The organism is Rhodospira trueperi, assembly GCF_900101965.1.
Taxonomy (GTDB): domain Bacteria; phylum Pseudomonadota; class Alphaproteobacteria; order Rhodospirillales; family Rhodospirillaceae; genus Rhodospira; species Rhodospira trueperi.
Genome location: NZ_FNAP01000012.1, coordinates 41,308 through 62,710 on the forward strand (window position 1 = coordinate 41,308; position 21,403 = coordinate 62,710).

At 66.6% G+C, this 21,403-nt stretch carries 15 protein-coding genes; 8 read left to right on the forward strand and 7 right to left on the reverse strand.

The genetic code is table 11. The features are described from left to right. Nucleotides 1-15 precede the first annotated feature (15 nt). A complete protein-coding gene (locus BLS85_RS14360) occupies nucleotides 16-4,011 on the forward strand; it encodes a DUF4132 domain-containing protein (RefSeq protein WP_143027202.1) in 3,996 nt (1,331 codons plus the stop codon). A gap of 155 nt (nucleotides 4,012-4,166) precedes the next feature. On the opposite strand, the gene BLS85_RS14365 is transcribed toward BLS85_RS14360, so the two are convergent. Continuing rightward, nucleotides 4,167-5,573 (reverse strand): aminotransferase-like domain-containing protein, encoded by a 1,407-nt coding sequence (locus BLS85_RS14365; RefSeq protein ID WP_092787430.1) that lies wholly within the window; start codon nucleotides 5,571-5,573, stop codon nucleotides 4,167-4,169. Between the two features lie 86 nt (nucleotides 5,574-5,659). Here BLS85_RS14365 and BLS85_RS14370 point away from each other — a divergent pair, with 86 nt between their 5' ends. Together BLS85_RS14370 and ispG are read left to right on the forward strand one after the other, a co-directional pair. Then, nucleotides 5,660-6,634 (forward strand): DMT family transporter, encoded by a 975-nt coding sequence (locus tag BLS85_RS14370; protein WP_092787431.1) that lies wholly within the window; start codon nucleotides 5,660-5,662, stop codon nucleotides 6,632-6,634. 599 nt (nucleotides 6,635-7,233) lie between these two features. Further along, entirely contained in the window at nucleotides 7,234-8,382 is a 1,149-nt protein-coding gene (ispG, locus tag BLS85_RS14380) for a flavodoxin-dependent (E)-4-hydroxy-3-methylbut-2-enyl-diphosphate synthase (RefSeq protein WP_092787433.1), read from the forward strand. Nucleotides 8,383-8,583: 201 nt separating this feature from the next. Here the strand turns inward: ispG and BLS85_RS14385 are convergent, their stop codons facing one another. After that, on the reverse strand, nucleotides 8,584-8,904 hold the full coding sequence (locus tag BLS85_RS14385; protein WP_092787434.1) for a hypothetical protein: 321 nt from the start codon (nucleotides 8,902-8,904) through the stop codon (nucleotides 8,584-8,586). A 341-nt stretch (nucleotides 8,905-9,245) separates the two neighbouring features. Between BLS85_RS14385 and galE the strand changes: the two genes are divergently transcribed. The 3 genes from galE to BLS85_RS14400 all read left to right on the forward strand — a co-directional run bounded on the left by galE (nucleotide 9,246) and on the right by BLS85_RS14400 (nucleotide 12,460). Further along, entirely contained in the window at nucleotides 9,246-10,238 is a 993-nt protein-coding gene (galE, locus tag BLS85_RS14390; protein WP_092787435.1) for a UDP-glucose 4-epimerase GalE, read from the forward strand. Nucleotides 10,239-10,337: 99 nt separating this feature from the next. Next, nucleotides 10,338-11,273 (forward strand): glycosyltransferase, encoded by a 936-nt coding sequence (locus BLS85_RS14395; RefSeq protein WP_092787436.1) that lies wholly within the window; start codon nucleotides 10,338-10,340, stop codon nucleotides 11,271-11,273. Between the two features lie 278 nt (nucleotides 11,274-11,551). Then, on the forward strand, nucleotides 11,552-12,460 hold the full coding sequence (locus BLS85_RS14400) for a hydroxymethylglutaryl-CoA lyase (protein ID WP_092787437.1): 909 nt from the start codon (nucleotides 11,552-11,554) through the stop codon (nucleotides 12,458-12,460). A gap of 109 nt (nucleotides 12,461-12,569) precedes the next feature. Here BLS85_RS14400 and BLS85_RS14405 read toward each other — a convergent pair whose 3' ends face one another. From BLS85_RS14405 to BLS85_RS14425, 5 genes are all read right to left on the reverse strand, one after another. Beyond that, nucleotides 12,570-13,190 (reverse strand): type 2 periplasmic-binding domain-containing protein, encoded by a 621-nt coding sequence (locus BLS85_RS14405; protein ID WP_092787438.1) that lies wholly within the window; start codon nucleotides 13,188-13,190, stop codon nucleotides 12,570-12,572. Nucleotides 13,191-13,193: 3 nt separating this feature from the next. Continuing rightward, nucleotides 13,194-14,468: an MBL fold metallo-hydrolase gene (locus tag BLS85_RS14410; protein WP_092787439.1), complete on the reverse strand. Its 1,275-nt coding sequence runs from the start codon at nucleotides 14,466-14,468 to the stop codon at nucleotides 13,194-13,196. A 211-nt stretch (nucleotides 14,469-14,679) separates the two neighbouring features. Continuing rightward, a complete protein-coding gene (locus BLS85_RS19165) occupies nucleotides 14,680-15,993 on the reverse strand; it encodes a hypothetical protein (RefSeq protein ID WP_218128441.1) in 1,314 nt (437 codons plus the stop codon). A 15-nt stretch (nucleotides 15,994-16,008) separates the two neighbouring features. Beyond that, nucleotides 16,009-16,389 carry a hypothetical protein gene (locus BLS85_RS14420; RefSeq protein WP_092787440.1) on the reverse strand — a complete coding sequence of 127 codons (381 nt, stop codon included), beginning with the start codon at nucleotides 16,387-16,389 and terminating at the stop codon, nucleotides 16,009-16,011. Next, nucleotides 16,386-17,219, reverse strand: a complete 834-nt coding sequence (locus tag BLS85_RS14425; RefSeq protein WP_143027203.1) for a hypothetical protein — start codon at nucleotides 17,217-17,219, stop codon at nucleotides 16,386-16,388. Before BLS85_RS14425 ends, BLS85_RS14420 begins: the two co-directional genes overlap by 4 nt. Before the next feature lie 924 nt (nucleotides 17,220-18,143). Between BLS85_RS14425 and BLS85_RS14430 the strand changes: the two genes are divergently transcribed. Both BLS85_RS14430 and BLS85_RS14435 read left to right on the forward strand, forming a co-directional pair. Continuing rightward, on the forward strand, nucleotides 18,144-18,947 hold the full coding sequence (locus tag BLS85_RS14430; RefSeq protein ID WP_092787442.1) for a substrate-binding periplasmic protein: 804 nt from the start codon (nucleotides 18,144-18,146) through the stop codon (nucleotides 18,945-18,947). Next, nucleotides 18,944-21,403, forward strand: coding sequence for an HD domain-containing phosphohydrolase (locus BLS85_RS14435; protein ID WP_245699246.1), 2,460 nt, complete (start codon nucleotides 18,944-18,946; stop codon nucleotides 21,401-21,403). Before BLS85_RS14430 ends, BLS85_RS14435 begins: the two co-directional genes overlap by 4 nt.

Sequence of the window (21,403 nt, forward strand, 5' to 3'; positions counted from 1 at the left end):
CCGGGGACCGCGACGATGACCATCACCCAGACCGACAGAGACCTGCTCGACCTGCCCTTGTTCGACCGCGCCCTGATCGAAAAGAGCCGCGCCGAGAACCGGCCCCTGTACGGCCATGTGGCCGGGCTGTTCTGCGACTATCTGGCGCGGCTGGCCAAGGAGCAGCCGCCCAAGGGCGCACCGGCACGGCCAGGACCGACGGCCCCTCCGCCCAAACCGGGTCTGTCGGCGCGCATGGGGGCAGCGTGCGGCCGTAAGGCACCTGATGACGCGTGGCAGACCTTCCGCGACGGCATTGTCCGCTGGGTGGATGGCCGGACCGACACAGCCCCCGACACACCCGGAGACTTCTCGACATCCGGCTACAAACTTGGCTCTGTCGATCATGAACGCGCCTGTTTTGGGGACACTCTGCCCCTGACCCGTGGTCTCGCCTCGGCGCTGCACCCGGACGCGGCCTGGAATTCCGGGCAGGCCAACCGCCTTGGCAAGCTGCTCTACATGGGCTTCGAGGGCCCCCGGGGCCCACGCATTGGGCCTCCCGGGAGGATCACCCAGTGCAGCGACGAGGACGCCCTCATCGGACTCTGCAGAGGTGCCGGGGCCGCCATCCGCAACGACGGGTTCACGCAGGGGCATGAGCGCCTGAGCGCGGCGATGCCCAGCCTCGGCCTGACCCTGGATCGGCTTGGAGAGGTGCTGGGCGGGGACGCCATGCAGCTTTTCAGGCGGATGTTTCGATTGTTCGACCCCAATGTCCCGTCCGGGGCGCGGACGGTATGGTATGACATTGGCATCACTTGGGACATCACCGGCTTTCCGGTCTTCCTGGAGCGGAACGCCGGGCGGATCAGCGACGAACTGCGGTCACAGCCCGAAGAGCCTTTGGGCCGTGTGCTGCAGGCCGCCGCCCACTTCCAGGTTCTGCCGGCGTACCGGAGCCTGCTGATGGGCGCGGCGGCCGACGCCTCAGTGAAGCGGCGGCGCGCCGTGGTGTCGCCCCTGAAGGCCTACCCGACCGAGGACCTGGAAGCCGCCGTCACGGCCGCCCTGGAGACCCTGACGCCGGCGGCCCGCGCCCGGCTGCTGGAAACCCTTGCCCTGCGCCGGCCGGCCGAGGTCCGCCCCCTGTTCGAACACTGGCGGGAGATCGAGACGGCAGCCAAGCCCAAGGCCGTGCTGGAGAGGATCCTGGCACGCTGGGCGCTGGGAGAGGGGGACGGTCGGGTCGGCCAGGCCCCGCCGGAGGACGACGCCGCGCCGCCCCGCGAGGACGACCTGACGGGCTATCTGGCCGTGGACGGCACGCGCGTGACCCTGCCGCCACTGCCGCCCGAGGACCCCTGTCCGCCGCTGGAGGACGCGGCCCTGGACCTCATCCGCCAAGCGTCCGCCCTGTACAATCAGTATTGCGACGAATATCGGCAGAAGCACGACCATGACCCCACGGCCGGTCGCATCGACGAGGCCGCCATCGAGAACGTGCGCCGCAAGGCCATGGGACAGCCGCTGATCGAGCATCCGACAAAACCAGAGAAGACGAGAAGTCACGACGCTCTCTTCAAAGTGTGGCTGCATTTCAGGGAGCGCAGGGGATACCGGTGGGACCGGATCCTGGACCACACCCGGGCGTTTTGCGAACACCCCGGCGTTCATTGGCGTCACCTGGTGCGCCTCGCCAGCACGGACACGTCGCACATGGAGCTGCTCGAGGCGGAGGACTGGGAATGGGGCGAACTGTGGCGCCGCATCCGCGCCGGCCTGGACGTCCGCCTGGTGGCGCTGGCCGTTCCCGGGTTCCTGACGCCGGAACACGTCGGATGGGTCCTCAGGCCCTGGCGACCCCGCACCCTGGCGGACCTGGACCATCCGCTGGTGTGGGCCGGGTTCATGCTCCGCCTGCCGGACATCCGGGATGCTCTGCGGACTGCCGACCGCGCAATGGTGCGCAAGCGCCATCGGACTGACAATGCTGCCCAAAGTGTGGCCACAGCGCTGACCATGCTGGAGGCCTTCCCGAAAACGCCGGCCTGCATGCAGCCCGACCTGATGCGCATCGCGCTGGGGCCGGAACGCGCCTGGCGCCACCGCGCCCAGGCGTTGCTGAAGGATTCGCGCGCGGCGACGGCGCTGATCGTCGAGGCCCTGGGCGACGGTCAGGCCGACATGCGGGTGGAGGCCGCGCATTGGCTTGGGCGGCGGGGCGATGCCTCGGTCCTGCCCGCCCTGGAGGCGGCCCTGGCCAAGGAGAAGACCCCCGCCGGCCGTGCCGCCCTGATGCAGGCCATGCGGGTGTTGGGCGGCGATCTTGGCCGTTGGCTCGCCCCGGCGGCGCTGACGCGCGAGGCCGAGACGGCGCTGAAGACGCTGCGGTTGGACGCGGTGCATTGGCTGTTGCCGGAGCTCCCGGGCGATCTGGCTTGGCGGGACGGCACCCCCCTGCCGGAAAGCGTCCTTCAGTACTGGGTCGCCCTGGCCGTGAAGCTGAAGGCGCCGGGCGGCAACCCGCTGTTCGACCTGTGGCTGGATCAGATGCGGCCGGAGGACGCGGCGCGGCTGGGCCTGACGATCTTTCGCCAGTGGACGGCCCGAGACCTCTCCCCGAAAGGCGAGGTCATCGCCCGCGCCGACGTCGCGGCGATGGACCCCAGGGATGTCCGCCGGAGAAGCTTACCCCATTTTCCGTCCTGGGACGCGTATCGGGGCTCCAGCCCGGCGGAACAGGGCGAGGCTCTGGCCAAGGCGTTGGCCGCCGATCCGATCGGCGCCGCCGACTCCAAGGGCGTGCTGGGCCTGTGTGCCCGGGCGCCGGGGCGCGACATCGCCGTCCTGGCCCGGGCCTACCTGAAAAAGCACGGCGAGCGGGCCAACCAAGCCAAGGCGGTGCTGGAGGCGGTGGCCGCGATCCCCGATCCGGCCACCATCCAGGTGATCGTCGGTGCGGCCGATCGCCTGCCCCAGAAGAGCGTGCGCGCCCGCGCGGGAGAGCTTGTCGAGGACATCGCGGGCCGGCAGGGCTGGACGGCCGAGGAACTGGCCGATCGGACCCTGCCCACCGCCGGCTTCGACGCCAGCGGACAGCAGGCGCTGGACTGCGGCAACGGCCGGACCTACGGGCTGCGGCTGGACGATGACGCCGCCGTTCAGGTTCTCAATCCGGAGGGCAAGGCCGTGAAGGCACTGCCGGCCCCCGCTGGCGACGAGGCGGAACAGGCCAAGGGGAAAGCCGCCCGGTCAGCCCTGACGGCGATCCGCAAGGAGGTAAAACAGACGGCGGACCAGGTCTCCCACCGGCTGTTCGGCGCCCTGTGCCAGGACCGCATGTGGCCTTGGGACCTTTGGGCCGATGTGCTGAACGCGCACCCCATCGCCGGCCGCCTGTGCCGGCGGTTGGTGTGGGTGGGCATGGACGCCGCCGGGCACCCGGTGGCGGCCTTCCGCCCGCTGGCGGATGGAACGCTCACCGACGTCCAGGACCAACAGGTCGACCCCCAGGGCTTCGCGAGCGTGCGGCTGGCCCATGCCGGGGGGCTGAGCGCCGAGCAGGTGACCGCCTGGATGGCCCACCTGCGCGACTACGACGTGGCGCCGCTGTTCGATCAGTTCCCGCCGGCGGTCGCCTTGTCCGAAGCCGACCGCGCCGCGACCGCGTTGCAGGACCGGCGCGGCTGGCTGATCGACACGTTCACGCTGCGGGCCCAGGCCAAGCGACACGGCTATGAACGCGGCCCGATCGGCGACGGCGGCGGCTTCGAGACCTACGTCAAGCGGGTCCCGGGGGCCGGGCTGGTCGCGGACCTCACCTTCTCGGGCAGTCAGGTCCCGGAGGAGCGGCAGACCTGCGCCCTCCTTGGCCTGACGGTGCGCCGGGCCGACGACGACGGCCATGGCCGCCCCGTGCGACTTGGCGACGTTCCGCCGGCCCTGCTGGCAACATTGCGCGCGGACTTCATCGCCATCGGCGATGCAGGGTCCGGGTTCGCGGAGGATTTCGAGACATACGAACGGTAACCGTGTCTTGCTCGTCATCGTCCACCTCTTCGCTCCCAAGGGCGCTTACCGGAGGTGTCCACCGTTTTGGAGCAGGGTCACTCTGTCGGTGTCGCGTTCGTCGAACACGATCACAGCCGCCGGGCCGCGTGTTCCCACACGGTTGCTCCGCGCGCTCACAGGATCAGCGCCCCGGCCTCCGGAGGGGCATCAAGAATCCGACGGATCGTGGCCAGGGCGCGGGTCAACCGATCCTCGTCCGGTTCGTGGCTCAGGCACAGGCGCACGGCCTCAGGTGCGGCGGCGGGATCGACGGCGAAGGCCGCCGCTTCGGTGACGCGGACGCCACGTGTCGCCGCTTCCGCCCGCAGGGCGTCGGCCGTCCAGCCCGTCGGCAGTGGCAGCCACAGATGCAGCCCGCAGGGATGGGCGCGGGCCTCCAGCCCGTCGAAGGCGCGCACGGCCAAGGCCTGACGGCGGCGAGCGACGGCCCGTTGCGCCTCGGTCAGGCGAGTCGCGGTGCCGTCGGCGATCCAGCGCCCGGCGATCTCCGCCATCAAGGGCGGCGCCATCCAGCATGACAGCGTCACCGCCCCGTGCAGCGCGTTCGCCAGCGGCGCCGGGGCCCGCGCGACCCCGACCCGCAGGCCCGGCGCCAGCGCCTTGGAGGTACTTGAGAGGTAAACTACCCGATCCGGCGCCAGACGGGCCAGCGGCGGCGGCGCGTCCGGCACCAGGGGACCGAACACATCGTCCTCGATCAGCAGCAGGTCATGACGCGCGGCGACCGCGACCAGCGCCCGCCGACGCGCCTCCGGCATGATGCCGGCGGTGGGCGTCTGCAGGGTCGGCGTCAGGTACAGCAGGCGCGGCGCGTGGTCGGCGCAGACCGCATCCACGGCGTCGGGACACAGCCCGTCCGCATCCAGGGGCAGGCCGCGCACCGTCAGACCCAGGCGCGCCGCCATCGCCTTGACGGGGGCATAGGTCAGAGCCTCGGTCAGGATCAGATCGCCGGGCCGCGTCAGGGCCAGCAACGCGGCCAGCAGCGCGTGTTGGGCGCCGACGGTGACCACCACCTCGTCAGCGGCCGCCGCCAAGCCGACCCGCGCCAGCCAGGCCAGGGCGACGCCGACGGCGCGCTCCGAATCGGCCGCGTCCTGATAGTCGAGCAGACCTTGCAGGCCCCCGGTTCGCCCCCCGTCGCGCCCCAGAGCCTCCAGGGTGCGGGCCAAATGCTCTCCTGCCGCCCCCCGATTGGGCAGATTGCGTGACAGATCAATCGGCCCGGTCGCGTCACGGCGCAGATCACCGGCGACCGCGGCCTCGACCAGCGCGCCCGGGGCCCGCACGAAGGTGCCGCGCCCGACCTCGCCCCGCACCAACGCCCGCGCTACCGCCTCGGCATAAGCGCGGCTGGTGGTATTGGGCGACAGGCCCAAGGCGTCGGCCAGTTCGCGATGGGCCGGCAGGCGCGCGCCCGGCGCCAGTGCGCCGGCGGCAATGTCGTCGGCCAGCGCCTCGACGATAGCCAGATAGGCCGGCCCGCGCCGCCCGGACAGATCGGGCACCCAGATTGCCATGAGCGCAATATTTCCCTTGTGTCAGAGCAATAATCGAGTCAATCGTCAATGCACTGATAATGCTATCACCGACGAAAGGTCCTGTCATGTCCCAGCGAACCGCCCCCCCTCATCCGGCCCGGCCCCACGACCCAGCCAGGGGCGTTGCGCTGGCCATGGTCTGCCTGGTCATCCTGGGCATGATGCCGGTCATCGCCAACAGCCGCCCCGATGGCTTCCACGCGCTGGGGTTCGCGGTCTTCCTGTCGGTCTGGCAGGTGGTGGTAACGCTGCCCCTGTTCGTCCGGGAACTGCGCGGACCGGATCGGGGCCTCTTCGCCACCGGCCTGGAGGCGCGCGAGCGGCGCCGGTTGATCGGGGTCGGCCTGCTGACAGGGGCGATGTTCGGCGCTTCGACCTATCTGTATGTCCTGGGCGTGGAGAGGGCCGGGGCAGTCAGCGCCGCCATTGCCATCCAGGCCTATCCGTTGTTCGCCATGTTGTGGGAGGCGTTGTTCCTGAAGCGGGCCAAGACCCCGTTGGAACTGGCGCTGACGGCGGGGCTGATGGTCGGCCTGTACTACCTGGGAACCGGCGGAACATGGCATATTGCGGGCGTCTCGCCGTGGTTCCTGGTTGCCCTGGGCGTGCCGTTTCTGTGGAGCGTGGCACACGTCCTCATCAAGGAGGAACTGGGCCGCACCCCCATCACACCGGTTCAGGTGACCTTCTTTCGGGTCATGGTCTCGACCGTTGTTCTGCTTTTCGTCGCATTGGCGCTCGACCCCGGCGTGCTCGCCGAGGGTCTGGGGCGCTGGGACTTCCAGGCCTGGGCGCTGCTGATGGGCGCGGTCTATACCGTGGAACTGATCGTCTGGTTCCACGCCGTGCGCTCCATCGACGTCTCGCTGGCCAGTTCGATCACCACACCGTGGCCGGCGGTGACGATGGTCCTGGCCGTCGTCGTCCTGGGCGAGTCCGTCGCGGTTCACGAGGTGGTGGCGTTCCTGGTCGTGGCCGCCAGCTTGTACGGCCTGATCGGCGCCGGCCTGCGCGCAGCCCGGAGGCGGGCGCCATGCTGAGCATCCGCGCGCTGCTTGAGGCCGCGCGAATGGCATTGGCCGGGCCGCCGAGAGAGGACCAAGCGCCGGACCGCGTCTCGTCTGGGTTGTCGCCACGCGGTCGGCTGGGGTGCGCGCGTTCGCGGCGACAGACGGCCGGATTGAGCGACTGGATCCTGCGGGACATCGGGCTGAGCCGCGTCCCGAAGACGGATGGTCGGTGCGAGGTCCGGCCGCTCCACCAAACCAGAGGTCCGGAGAAGCCTTGGTGATGGTTGCTGGACGGGGAAAAGAGGCTGACCGACCGGATGAAAAAACGCGGTCCACCTCTCACCGCGCCTCTTGCGTTCGAGGCCGTGCCTCGAACCGGGACGGATGCGGCCGCGGCGGTGGCGGCCTCGCGCCCTGGCCGGCGCGCCGTGGCGATGCTGGGCCTGAAGCCTCAATCCGACGTCAGCCTCGATGACCGATCAAGAGCCCTTGGAGACTTGCTGAACGCCGTCCGGACAGCTTGAATCGGACGGCACGAACCCCTTATACCAAGGGCGTTTCGCACACTCCGGTCTCGCGCGGGTTCGCCTGCGTCCATGAACGTCCGGTCAGACTCTCAAGGGGATCCCATGTCCGTCCGCCCCTATCGCCAGATCACGCGTCGCAAGAGCCGTCAGATTTTCGTTGGTCCGGTGCCGGTCGGCGGCGACGCGCCCGTCACCGTGCAGTCGATGACCAACACCATCACCGCCGACGTGGCCGGCACGGTGGCGCAGGTCAAGCGCCTGGAGGAAGCTGGGGCCGACATCGTGCGCGTCTCGTGCCCCGACGAGGAGGCCACGGCGGGCCTGAGGGCCATCGTCCGGCAGGTCGGCGTGCCCATCGTCGCGGACATCCACTTCCACTACAAGCGCGCCATCGAGGCCGCCGAGGCCGGCGCCGCCTGTCTGCGCATCAACCCCGGCAACATCGGCTCGCAGGAGCGCGTGCGCGAGGTGGTCAAGGCGGCCAAGGATTACGGCTGTTCCATGCGTATCGGCGTCAACGCCGGATCGCTGGACAAGCACCTGCTGGAAAAATACGGCGAGCCCAACCCCGAGGCCATGGTCGAAAGCGCCCTGGAACACGCCAAGGTGCTGGAGGACAACGACTTCCGCGAGTTCAAGATCTCCGTCAAGGCATCCGACGTCTATTTGGCCGTCGCCGCCTACGAGGCCCTGGCCGAGGCCTGCGACTACCCGCTTCACCTGGGCATCACCGAGGCCGGCGGCACCCGCGTCGGCACCGTAAAGTCCTCCATCGGCATGGGCTGGCTGCTGAAGAAGGGCATCGGCGACACCATCCGGGTGTCGCTGTCCGCCGACCCGGTCGAGGAGATCAAGGTCGGCTTCGACATCCTCAAGAGCCTGGACCTGCGCCACCGGGGTGTCCGCATCGTCTCGTGTCCGTCCTGCGCGCGGCAGGGCTTCGACGTCATCAAGACGGTGGAGATCCTGGAGGAGCGGCTGGCCCATATCGGCACGCCGGTGTCGCTGTCCATCCTGGGCTGCGTGGTCAACGGCCCGGGCGAGGCGCGCGAGACCGATATCGGCATCACCGGCGGCGGCACGCTGGCGAACGAGGGCTCGGCCAACAAGGTCTACATTTCAGGGGTCGCCGACCACAACATCGGCAACGCCGAGATGATCGACCACGTCGTGGCCCTGGTCGAGAAGAAGGCCGCCGAGATCGAGGCCGCGAAGACAGCGGACAGCGCCGAAAAACCGGCGGCGGAGTAGCGGGCGGGATCCGTGAGCAGGCTGCGGCGACGATCACCCTGAAGCGGCTGACCGCCGCCCTTGCGCGGCTCTCGGTTTCCTGGCTCGGTTCGCGCCGGACAGAGGTCCGGGAGCATGTCGTCACGCTCCGGGCACCGCAAGCGGCCCCCGCGCGGCCACACAGGCCGAGGCCAGACCACATCCCCCGTTCCTCAACAGGCCCTAATGAAGATCGTATGACGCCAACGAGCACAGGTCGACGTCGAAGTCCTCGACCACGTCGCCATCAGCGAATTCCGACCGGATGTCGTACATGCACGTCCGTCGTCCGTCGGCGATAAAGACCTCGACCTCATATCCGTGCGGCAGGTACGAGCCGCCCAACAGGTCCTCTTCCCAAGAGTTGGTTCCCGTGTGCGAGACATGAAACGCGGTGACACTCACACCGGTGCTGTTGGTCAGCATGAAAGACAGGTCCTGCGCCATCGCGGGCGCCGACCACCCGATCGCCAGCGCGGCGGCGAGCGCCGTCAGTTTCCTCATTGGTGGGATCCTCCAAGGAAGAACCCGGCGAACGCCGGCTTCGGCGCGCGACGGGTGCCCGGCGGGTCCGAGCGTCCGACCATGATCCGGCGATTCGTTTGAAAAGCGAACTGTTTTGTGGGTGTACCGCCGGTTAAGAGGGGACGCCAACGAGAGACAACGGCGACCTCGAAACACGCCTGTCATCCGTGTTCGGAGCCTTGGGGCCCGATCAGCGCCGGGTTGAGTCCCGCACCACTTTGGAGGAGAATTGGGCGTCGTAATCGGCACAGAACCCTGTTTCACAACCGTGCCTCAGCACACAAAGGCGCCTGTGCCACTGCCTTGAAGAGATGTCAAAAATGACCGTCCTGGTGACCGGAGGGGCCGGCTACATCGGTAGCCACATGGTGCTGGAACTGCGTGATGCGGGCGAAACCGTCGCGGTGATCGACAATCTGTCGACAGGGTTCGATTGGGCGGTGCCCGAAGACGTGCCGCTGCATGTCGGCAACATCGGCGACCAGGAATTCGTTCGCGGTGTGCTGCGCGAGCGGAAAATTGACGCGATCATCCACTTTGCTGGCTCAATCATCGTGCCGGAGTCGGTCGAGAATCCCCTGCTCTACTATCGCAACAACACCGCCAATACCCGCAATCTCATCGAGGTGGCGGTTGAGTGCGGCATCACGCGGTTCATCTTTTCCTCCACCGCCGCCGTCTACGGCAATCCGGAAGAGAACCCGGTGAGCGAGGACGCGCGCCTCTTCCCACTGTCGCCATACGGCCGCTCCAAACTGATGAGCGAAGAGATGATGGCCGATGTTGCGACGGCTCACGATTTCGAATACGTGGCGCTTCGCTACTTCAACGTCGCCGGTGCCGATCCTGCCGGGCGCGGCGGACAGTCGACGCCGCGCGCCACCCACCTCATCAAGGTCGCGTGCGAGACCGCCCTCGGTCGCCGGCCAAAGATGCAGATCTTTGGCACCGACTACCCAACCCCCGACGGCACCTGTATCCGCGACTACATCCATGTCAAGGATCTGGCCATGGCGCATGTGGCGGCCCTCGAGCACTTGCGTCGCGGCGGCAAATCGAATGTTTTCAATTGCGGTTACTCGCGGGGCTTCTCTGTTCGAGAGGTCATCTCGGCCGTGAAGTCGGTTTCCGGCGTCGACTTCGAGGTTGAGCTTGCCCCGGCCCGAGCCGGCGATCCGGCTGCCATCATCGCCAAATCCGATAAGATCCGCACTGCGCTTGGCTGGCGGCCGGCTCATGCCGACCTTGAGGGCATCGTACGCAATGCCCTCGACTGGGAACGCCACCTCATGGATCGGCAAAAAGCCGACTAAGTACCGGCAGACGATCGGATTGACTGGTCTGGCGGTACAAAAAAACGCCGTCTCGCGTCATGGGTATCGTGCCGAATACCGCACCGGAGAGATCCCTTAATGCCTTCGATTTCGGTCGTTGTTCCTGTGCTTAATCGGGCCACGATGATTGCCGACGCGCTTGACAGCGTCGCGGACCAAGCGGATGCCGTCCTTGAATGTTTGGTGGTTGATGGCGGATCGACCGATGGCACGCGCGAGGTTGTTTCGGCGCACCCTGTTGCACGGCTGATCGATGCGCCGGGCACAAGTATCTATCAAGCGCTCAACCGTGCGATTCAGGCCGCTTCGGGTGAACTGATCGTCCACCTCAACAGTGACGACAGGCTGGCTCCCGGCGCTTTGACCGCAATTGGCGCCGCTGCCGACCCGGACGTGGACATCGTAAGAGGTGTCGCCCGTTATGTCAGATTCGATACCAACGGCCTCGAACAAAAAGCTCCTATTCTGGACGATATGTTCTTGCCGACGCTGACCATGAGGAACGTTTTGTTTGGCGCGCCAGCAATAAACGCCAACGCCGTTCGAAAAACGACTTATGAACGAATTGGCCTTTATGATGAACGCTTGAGAATCGCCGCTGATCGGGAGTGGCTTCTCCGCGCCGTGCTCGCTGAAGTGAAAATCCGCTCGATCTCAGAGACGGTCTACATCTACCGCGCCCATGCAGGCTCACTAACCATTCATGACCGCTCTCCTGCTGAGGTAGAGTTGGTCCGTGAGCACCTGGACCTAGCCGCACGTTGGCTTGCTGCACCAACCGTCGATCACATCAGCAGGAAGAGGTTGCTCTGCTTTCACGCCAAGGAGGTTGTTCATCGGCTTGTATTGCAGGTTTCTGGTCGAGAGTCCGGCACGCTGGGACAAACCGTTCGGCACGCCTTTGCCGTGTCGCCCCTGTGGCCCATCGCCGCGATCGGGCCGCTTTCTCGGATCGCCGCCGACCGCATTGCGCGGGTGCTCCGGCGGCATGAACACAGAACAGCAGAAACCTGACCCAAGCCGCCGACCTGTTCACCGGGCCGAGCCCTCTCAGTCAGCGTGTGGGCAACGGGCTCGACCTCGTCACGCTGAGCACCGGTTATGGCCGCAGCGTTTTCTTAGAGCCCGTTGCGGGCGCTCCGACTCACGCAGTGCACTCTGATCGTATGATGTTTGAGAAAACCGCCGTCGCGATCCGGGGTGCCCCCCGGTGCTTGGTGGCCATCCACACGCCGAAGACCTGAGCGGATCACTCTTGACAGACCATGCCAACAGACAGGGAGAAGGACCCCATGGCACTGCCGGATTTCGTAACCATTGTCGAGGTCGGGCCTCGCGACGGCTTGCAGAACGAGCCGACCAGGGTTCCTGTCGACACCAAGGTGGCGTTGATCGACAGCCTCGCCGACGCCGGGCTGCGGGTGATCGAAGCCGGCGCCTTCGTGAGTCCGAAATGGGTCCCTCAGATGGCGGATACCGACGCCGTGCTGGCCCGCATCAAGCGGCCGGCGGGCGTGCGCTTCCCGGTTCTGGTACCCAACGAAAAGGGCATGGCGGCGGCGGAGGCCGCCGAGGGCGTCCATGAGATCGCGGTGTTCGGAGCCGCCTCCGAGGCGTTCTCGAAAAAGAACATCAACTGCTCCGTCGCCGAGAGCCTGGAGCGCTTCCGACCCGTCGTGGCGCGCGCCCGCGAGCATGGATGGCGGGTGCGTGGGTATGTCTCGTGCGTGCTTGGCTGCCCCTATCAGGGCGCCGTCACGCCGGAGGCCGTGGCCGCCGTGGCCCGCGACCTGCACGCCATGGGCTGCGACGAAATCTCGCTGGGCGACACCATCGGGGTCGGCACCCCGCTGGCGGCCCGCCGGATGATCGAGGCGGTGGCGGCGCATGTCCCGGTGGAGCGTCTGGCGGCGCACTTCCATGACACCTATGGCCAGGCACTGGCCAACCTGCTCGCCGTCCTGGAACTGGGCGTACCCACCGTTGATACCTCCGTCGCCGGGCTGGGCGGCTGTCCCTACGCCAAGGGCGCGTCGGGCAACGTGGCCACGGAGGATGTGATCTTCATGCTGGACGGCATGGGGATTCACACCGGGGTTTCGCTGCAACGCGTCGCCGAGGCCGGCCGGGCGATTTCGGAGAGCCTCGGGCGTGAACCGACATCGCGGGTGGCGCAGGCACTCCGGAGCGCGGCGGCATAGAGCCAATCCCGAGCAATCCGGAACAGGGAGGCGCATGGCAAACAGAATCGCACACCCCGGCGCCGACCCCGACCGGCCACGAAGGTCGGCCGGGGACGGTGTACCGCGGTCAGCGGTCGGCCTCGGGTGTGCCGTACCAGTCCTGAGCCTTGAACGGCCTGTTGCTGTCGCCGTCCGTTTCGCAGGCCCCGGCGCTGAACTGCGGACACAGGGCCAGCATGTTGCGGATCCAGGGCTCGTTGGCCTGGACCCAGGCGTCCAGATCGGCCTGGGCAATGGACTCGTCCTGAACCAGCGATCCCATCTCGTCGAGCCGGCTGGAGGAGACGAAGAACAGGTTGAGGAACGCCACCACCTCCGGAGCCGCCTCCGTCAAGGCGCGCGTGACCACGGTATGCCGTTCCGGCAGCGCCCCCATCTGGTTTGGCCCCAGATCGACCAGGCCGAGCGCGTCGAGGTCCGCGCCTTTCAGCGCCTCCGGCGGCACGTCGAAGGTGGCCAGGAGTGCATCGGCCTTGAGCGCGTCCAGCAGGCCGCCGGCCTCTGCATCGGAGACACTGGCCGCGTGCTGACTGTCGAGCGCCCGCAGGATAGCGCCGAAGGTGTGAGCCTTGGCGATGGACGGCGGGCCGCCCACCGAAAGGAACGTGATGTCGGCCGCCAGCGCGCCGCACGGCGCCGCCAGCAGGCCGAGGGCCGCGAACGCGGCCCCCGCGAGGGAGTGTTTCATGGGCTAGTACGTGGCTCCCTGTACGGCGCCGTCGTCCCCGCCGCTGGCGGGCGGACTGTAGGCGGCGGGCGCGGCTTCGGCGCTGACCGGACTCATCAGCGGCACCTCGCGGCCGAATCCGATCTGGTCGCCGTTGCCCAGGTAGACCGGATCCTTGCTGCCGAAGCGCGCGGTGCCCTGCACCACCGGCAAACCCCGGGCGATGAACTTCTTCACCGTCAGGAGGCCGGTGCAGTGGTTGGCGCCGATCTTCTCGAACCCGTAGTCGCCCAGCGTGAAGACGAGGTCGTCGTACTTCGGATCCCAGTCGTCGAACGGGCTGATGTGGAGGCCGCCGTAGATGCCGTACAGCTTCTCCATCTGGATTTCCTTGAGCGCCGTTTCCGCGAAGCGGATGATGCCCTGGTGGCAACATCCGGTCACCGACACGAGCCCCTTGCCCTCGACGTTCACGTACAGCGAGTTCTCGCCGTAGACCCGGGTGATGATGGGAATGGCGAAGTTGTAGATGGCGACCCCGTCGAACAGCGGCGTCAAGCCTGGCTTCATGACGTGCAGTTTCCCCCGGTGCCCGGAATCCTTCACGTACTGGAAGCCTTCCTCATAGAAGCCGTCCGGGACATACACGTCGATCTCCGGGGCATACTTCATGCTCACCGGGAAGCCCCAGAAGTGATCGAAATGCTCGTGCGAGATGATCAGGGCGTCGATCTCGCCGTTGGCCAGCATGGTGTCGATGCCCTCGCGCTGGAACGCCTTGTCGATCCAGTCGTAGGACCAGCCGGAATCGAGCAGGAGCTTCTTGGTGCTGCCGTCGCGCATCTCGATTTCCAGCAGCGCGGCATAGCCGCCCGCGTTCTCCGGGTGCACGGCATTTTCCATCTGGAACGCCCAGGCCCGCTCCAGATTGTTGGGCAGGTCGTCCTTGATGTGCTTGATGCCGTCGGCATAGGAGCCCTCGGCCAATGCGCCGTTCTTGTCGGCGAAGGGCGGCCAGTTGAACTTGTACTGGTTGACCAGCAGACCACCGGCGCCCCGGATGTCGCCGATCAGATCGGCGTTGCTGAACCAGCTTGTCTCGGAAATGTTGGTGACCTTCAGCGACCTGACGGCGCCGATGTCGGTCTTTTCGCTCTCGGCGGTGTCAAAGTGCCCATGGCGCAGGGGCGAGTAAGAGTAGGCGCCCATCATGCCCAGCGCGCCCAGCGCCGTGCCGCCGACCGCGCCGCGCAGGAAGGCGCGACGGTCGTTGCTTGGGCTTTGGGAGGAATCGGTCATCTGTCGTGACTCCCAGTGCTTCGACCCGGGCGGGCCGGCGCGCGCGGAACCGGGCGCCGGCCGGCGGGTCGGGATCAACCTACCAATCCATCATGACGGGCAAGGTGCCGCCCCACTTCAGCGCGTAAACGACGATGAAGAAGAGCACGATGCCCAGCGGAAGACCGGCCAGAAGGCCCTTGGTGTAGCTGCTCATGGCGTCCACCTCTCGTCATTCGGCGGGTTTCAGGGCGGGGTCGAGAACCGTCTCGTCCTTGGCGGCCTCGGCGCTGGTCTGCGGCGCGATCTTCCAGCCCGGCCAGTTGTCCATGAACCAATGATTGATCAGCATGATGTTGATCAGCCAGATGGTCGGGATCATGGGGAACTGCTGCGGATGGCTGAAGCCCCTCTGGGTGCCCAGGAACAGATGACTGGTGTTGTAGTACAGCCAGTAGATGACAATGGCGGCGACCAGGGTCACCAGGGTACGTACGGCGACCCGATAGGTCGGGCTGCCCTTGCGCGGCCAATTGTTCAGGTAGAACGTGATGAACAGGGCCGGCAGCAGGAAGAAGATCATCGTCTCGCCCACATGCAGCCAACGCCAGTCGGGCGCATACAGGCGACGGGTGCCACGCACGGCCTCGCCCCACCACAGTTCCTGCGCGAAATACAGGAAAAAGTGGCAGGCGAAGGCGATGGCGATGATGCCGAAGAAGGTCGCGAAGCGGCGCGCCCAGTCGTGGCGGATGACGCGGAACGGATAGCGCTCCCAAATCGTCTCCACCAACCAGACCACGACCGTGCAGCACATGATCCACGAGACATGGAAGTTGCCGCTGACCGTGTCGGCGAACTCGTGCCACCAGGGCGGCGCGATAGCGGCGAAGGACTGCCACTGCTCGTACAGGATGCCCATGTGCGGATGCATGGTCATGAAGAAGATGATGGTGGCCAGGAAGAAGGTCACCAGCAGGATGGTCAGGCCGCGCACCGGCTGGCGTTCCCGTTGCCAGGGGGCGCCCTCCATGCCGACGATCCAGGCCGGCGACAGCCACGAGGCCAAGGCGGCGAACATCAGGATGGCCAGCGCGGCATACTCCTCGGCGAAGAAGTCGGTGATGCCGAGTTTCTGCATCTGCTCCGGGTTGAAGTAGGCCATGCCATAGTTGCCAAGCAGCCCCTCGAAGAAGCCCTTGATCACCACTGCCATGATGGCCACCGCTATGGCGGACAGAAGCACCGCCTTGATGACCGGATGGGTGCGTTCCAGCCAGGCCCGTCGGAATGGCCAGTAGTTGAAGATGTAGACCATCCAGATGAGGATGATGAGCAGCCAGCGGCAGTACATGTAGCCGACGTAGGGCGTGTACAGCCGCATCCAGCCGCGCGGATCCTGGAAAATCCACCAGGTTGCATAGAACAAGGCCCCGAGCAGGACCAGGTTCAGAATCTGCGGGATGGGGGTAGGCCAGCGCTGGACGAGATTGCGTTCCTCTAGGTAGCCGTCCCCATAGCGCTCCACGGTCTCCGATGATGGCATGGCGCTTGACCTTTTCTAGTGGTCGCCGGCCGGCCCCGGCGCATCCGCCGGGGTCGTGTCGTCGGCATCGGTCCGCTGTCTCGCGGGCGTGGCGCACTGATGCGCCATGATCTCGCGCGCAAGCTCGACATCCGACTTGCCACGCGGATCGATCCCCAGGTCGCGGATGGCGTCGGCCAGGAACGGCCGCATTTCCGCGATCAGGGTGTGGCACTGGTCGAAGGAGGCGAAGTAGTCCGGCACCGCCGGTGTTGCGGTGGTTTCATGGCCGTGGTCTTCAGCGTCACCTTCGACGGCATTCAAGACGGTCTCGGCCGGTGTGCGCGTCACGGCGCGCGCGGCCCGGGAGACCAGCCCCCGGCACAGGGCACGGCGGCCGATGGGGTCAGCGGTCACGGTGGGCTCCCGGCGGTTTTTGCCGCCCTTGTGTCGGTGTGGGAATGGGGGTGGTGACCATGGTGCCCGTGGAGCGCGCCGTCCTCGTCGTGCGCGGCGTGACAGGCGCATGGCACCGCGTCGGGCTCCTGGTCCCAGCGGCCGGCCTCCCACCAGCGGGCGGGAGCGTCGTCCGGGCACCCGTCGCCGGCGCCAGCCGCCGCCACAAACGCGGTCAACGCGGCGCCCGGTTTCGTGGGGGCCGGATCGCTCGGGGTCGGCACCGCCGGCAGCACGACATGCAGACCGAATTCGCCCGGTCTCCGACGTGGTGTGACCGCCGCCGGCTGAACTCTGTGCGTGAAGGTCAGCACGGTGATCAGCGCATCGAACAGCGGACACAGCGCGCGCCAGCCCTCCGGCGCGCCCGACACGGCCGCCACGCTCAGCGCCGTGCCATCGGCCGCGCGGGCCAACCGCAGGATACCGACGGCGAACAGCGGGGTGTCGAACAGGTCCCGCGTCAACGCGCCATCGGGGGCGCCTGTGGCGGTGAATCCCGGGTCAAGGCGAACCGTCCGCTCATCGTCCGACAGGGCGGCGAATGACGGTTCATCCGGATGGGGGAAGTAGCGCGCCAGCATCGTGGCGCGGCTGACGTCGAGCGGGGCCAACGGATCCGGTTCGACCGATGGCAACGTCTCGATGGCATGAACACCATCATGCCCGGCCAGCCAGATCTGCGCCGCGAAGGGATGGCTCGGGCAGATGTGAAGGCCGGTCAAGCCGATCCGCGCGGACGCCGTGGCGTCCATCTTCAGCAAACGCAACCCGTGATCAATGATCGACACGGAGACGGCCACCGGATCAGGGCACCGGGGTTTTGCGTTCGCGCTCTTCAACCAACGTTCATTGCGCATCAACGGACTGCGCCCGGGCGCGGGCGCCCTCCCAGCTTCGCTCCCGCAAGACCGATGCTAACGCGGGGCGTAACAGTGGTAGGGCTCGCCAGTTGTGCGATGCAAAGCCGTTATGCCGCAGCGCACAATAAAACAGATGGCGACGGTTGTAACGATACGAGTCCGTCGCCGTTGCGGCCATGACAATTGTCAATGATTTCCGGGGCAGCCGCAGATGTCACGTCGAAACTAGAAAAAACAATTTGCATCTCCCCCATCACAAGCGCCAGACGCCCCCAATTCATGCTTTTTGGCCAAGCCATGACGGCAGCGCAACTCCAGCCCGACCGACACCCCCCGAGCGCTTTACTCTGATTGCGTGATTTTTTGCCATTTCTGTATTTGACAATAATACTCCGTCCTGACCAAGAGAGTCCCCGGTCATAATCCGGTCACGGGAAAGTGATCCGGGCTGAGGTCGGCTCTGACCGGATGAAATGGCCTAATGTTGGCACAGGATCGATCTGCAGGACCGGATTCCAGACTTTGCCTTGTGACAGGAACCTTCTGCACATCACAGACTTCGCGCTCGCCATGGGAAGCGGGGGCTCACCGGACTTCACGCGCCTTGGTCAACAGGCCTTGAACGACGCCGCCGGGGGCTGAAGCGACCATTCCAAAACGACCGCCCAAAATGACCGCCATGACCGGAATGCTGTCGCGGGAGCGATTTTCCAGACCAGCCGGCAGGCAATTGGCTTGAAGTCCGCCAAACGCGGTCTCGATGACTCCGGCCCCTCTCTTCGGACCGGTGGCGCCTATGCGGAACTATGGTAGGATGCGCGCTCCGACATTGCGGCAGGGTGGGGACGGATCATGACGTGTGGTGTCATCAGACCATCATTCCGCCGCCCCCTTTTCGCGGTCGCTCTGGGCCTTGTCGTTGCGGGCCTCCCGATCCCCCGATCCGCTCAAGCGGAGGAGGCCGGGACGGAGGCCCCCGCGCCCATCGCCCTGTTGGTCTTCACGCGCCCACCCTATTACGAACGCCTGGAACAGGGGGGCTTCGGGGGGCGCGTGGCCGGCCCGGTCGCGCGGGCCCTGGAGCAGGCCGGCATTGCCTTCACATGGCGGGAGATGGAGCCCAACGGTCATCTGCGCACGGTCGAGGCCGACCGCGAACCAGTGTGCGCCGTCGGCTGGTTCCGAACCGACAGCCGCGAACACATCGGGCTATTCAGCGACCCCGTCTACCGCGACCGTTCCCAGGTGGTTCTGACGCGAGCGGACAATATGGATGTGCTCGGGCACACCTCCCTGCGCGCGTTGTTCGCCGATTCATCGCTGCGCCTGGGAAGCAAGCTCGGATATTCCCATGGCCCCGTGATCGACGGCCTGATTGAGGATCTGGGACCGCCCCGGTCCACCAGTTCCCAGGACGACGCGGGATTGGTCCGCATGATGCTTGGCGGACGGTTCGACTACATCATCACGGGCGCCGACGAGGCCGAAGCGCTCATCGACGCGTTCGGGGAGGCGGGGCAGGATCTGTTGTCCGTGACCTTCGAGGACAGCCCGCCCGGCAACACCCGCCACCTGTTATGCAGCGGCAGTGTCGGGGCGGCGACACTGGCGCGACTCAACGCCGCCCTCGCCGCGGATCCGGAGGCTGACGAATGAACCCAAGGACAGCATCAGGCCCGACCGCGTCGCTCAGACGGCGGGGCACGCTCCGTTTCCGCCTGCTGGCCGTCTACGTCCCCGTTCTTGTGCTGGTGCTGCTCACCCTGTTCGCGGGCATGGAATGGCGCGTCAACCGCCAGGCCATGGCGGCCCTCGAACAGCGCCTTGAGATCTTCGTGTCCACCAACGCCCCCGTCCTCGCCGCTCCCATGTGGGTGTACGATGATGGCCTGACAGACTCTCTGGTGTCGGTGATGAGCGGACACCCGGACCTGCTGGCCATTGAGGTTCGCAACACATTCGGAGACGTGGTCGCGGCTCATGGGCCGGTCGAGGCCCTCGACCGAGACTCGTCGGTCTTGACGCGGAGCGTACCGATCATCAAGCGCGAGATCGACGGCAGCACGGTCGTGGGAGACCTGCACGTCGCGTTCGATGACAGTCGGGTCCGGCAGGCCCTCACGCGGAGCATCATCACCGACGCCATCACCATCGGCGTGGTCCTGGCGGTCCTGATCGCCCTGGTGGTCGTCACCACCGGCCGGCTTGTGTTCCGTCCGCTGGATCGCCTGTACAGGGCGATGTGCATCGACCCGGAGGTCGGCCAGCCGCGCAGGGTCGAGCATGAGTCGCCGGATGAACTGGGCGCCGTGATCGACGCCTTCAACGCCATGGAACGGCGCCGCGCCGATCTCCAGGGCTCCCACGCCCGACTGATCGACCTGGGCATCCTGATGGGGTCCGAGCACAACCCAAAACGCCTGACGGAAACCATTCTGGAAGCGGCCTGCGACCTGTGCCACAGCGACGGCGGCACCGTCTACCTGTTGAACGAGGAAGAAGACCGGCTGGAGTTCGCCATCATCCTCAACCGCAGCCTCGACATCCGACTCGGCGGCGCGGAGGGCGACCCCATCCCCTTTGCCCCGCTGCCGCTGCACCTGCCGGACGGCCAGCCGAACAACGCCAACGTGGCGGTCCATGCGGCCCTGACGGGGGTTGGGGTCAACATTCCGGACGTCTACAACGCCGAGGCGTTCGACTTCACCGGTCCGCAAGCCTTCGACGCGGCCAACACTTACCGCACCACCTCTTTGCTCGCGGTGCCGCTCACCAACCGCCAGAACGACATCATCGGCGTCCTGCAACTCATCAACGCCAGCGACCCGGAGACCGGGCGCGTGGTGGCCTTCGATGCGCCGCGGGCCTCCATCGCCCGCGCCCTGGGCGCCCAGGCCGGTGTCGCGCTGGAGAACCAGATGCTCCTTGAGGCGCAACGCCACCTGCTGGATTCCTTCATCGAATTGATGGCCGGGGCGATCGACGCCAAGTCACCCTACACCGGCGGACACTGTTCGCGCGTGCCGGAAATCACCCGTCTGTTGACCGAAGCCGCTTGCGCGGACACCGAGACCTTCCGCGATTTCAACCTGACCCAGGCCGAGTGGTACGAACTGCACATCGCCAGTTGGCTGCACGACTGCGGCAAGGTGACCAGCCCCGAATACGTCATCGACAAGGCCACCAAGCTGGAAACCATCGTCAACCGCATCCACGAGATCCGCACGCGGTTCGAGGTTCTGTGGCGGGACGCCGAGATCACCGAATGCCGCGCCCTGCTGGCCGGCACGGACCCCGAGGCGGCGCGGCGCGACCGTGAACAGGCGCAGGCGGCGTTGCAGGACGATTTCGCCTTCGTCGCCGCGTGCAACATCGGCGGCGAGTTCATGGACGATGCGCGCATCGACCGCCTCAAGACCATCGCCGCCCGCACCTGGATCCGGCATTTCGACGACCGACTGGGACTGTCGCTGGGCGAGGAACAGCGGCTGGACGGCGTGCCCCCCTCCTCGCCCCCGAGCGAGGAACGTCTGCTGGACGACAAGCCGGAGCACAGCGTGCCCTGGCCCGACAACGTCCCACCCATCACCGCGGACAACTCCTACGGATTCACCATGACCGCCCCGGACAAGCAGTTCAATTTCGGAGAACTGTACAATCTCTCCGTCCGGCGCGGCACCCTGACCGAGGAAGAACGCTTCAAGATCAACGATCACATGATCCAGACCATCATGATGCTGGAAAGCCTGCCGCTGCCCAAGCATCTGCGCCGGGTGCCGGAATACGCCGGAGGTCACCACGAAAAGATGGACGGCACCGGTTATCCGCGTGGGCTGGAGGGGGCGACCATGTCGATTCCGGCGCGCATCATGGCCATCGCCGACATCTTCGAGGCCCTGACCGCCGCCGACCGTCCCTACAAGACCCCGAAAACGGTCTCAGAGGCGCTGAAGATCATGAGCTTCATGCGCAATGACAACCACATCGACGCGGAGCTGTTCGATCTTTTCCTGCGCTCTGGCGTGTGGCGCACGTATGCCGAAACCCACCTGCGCCCGGAACAGATCGACGCCGTCGACATAAACCTGTATAAATCTTCAGTAACCGGATGA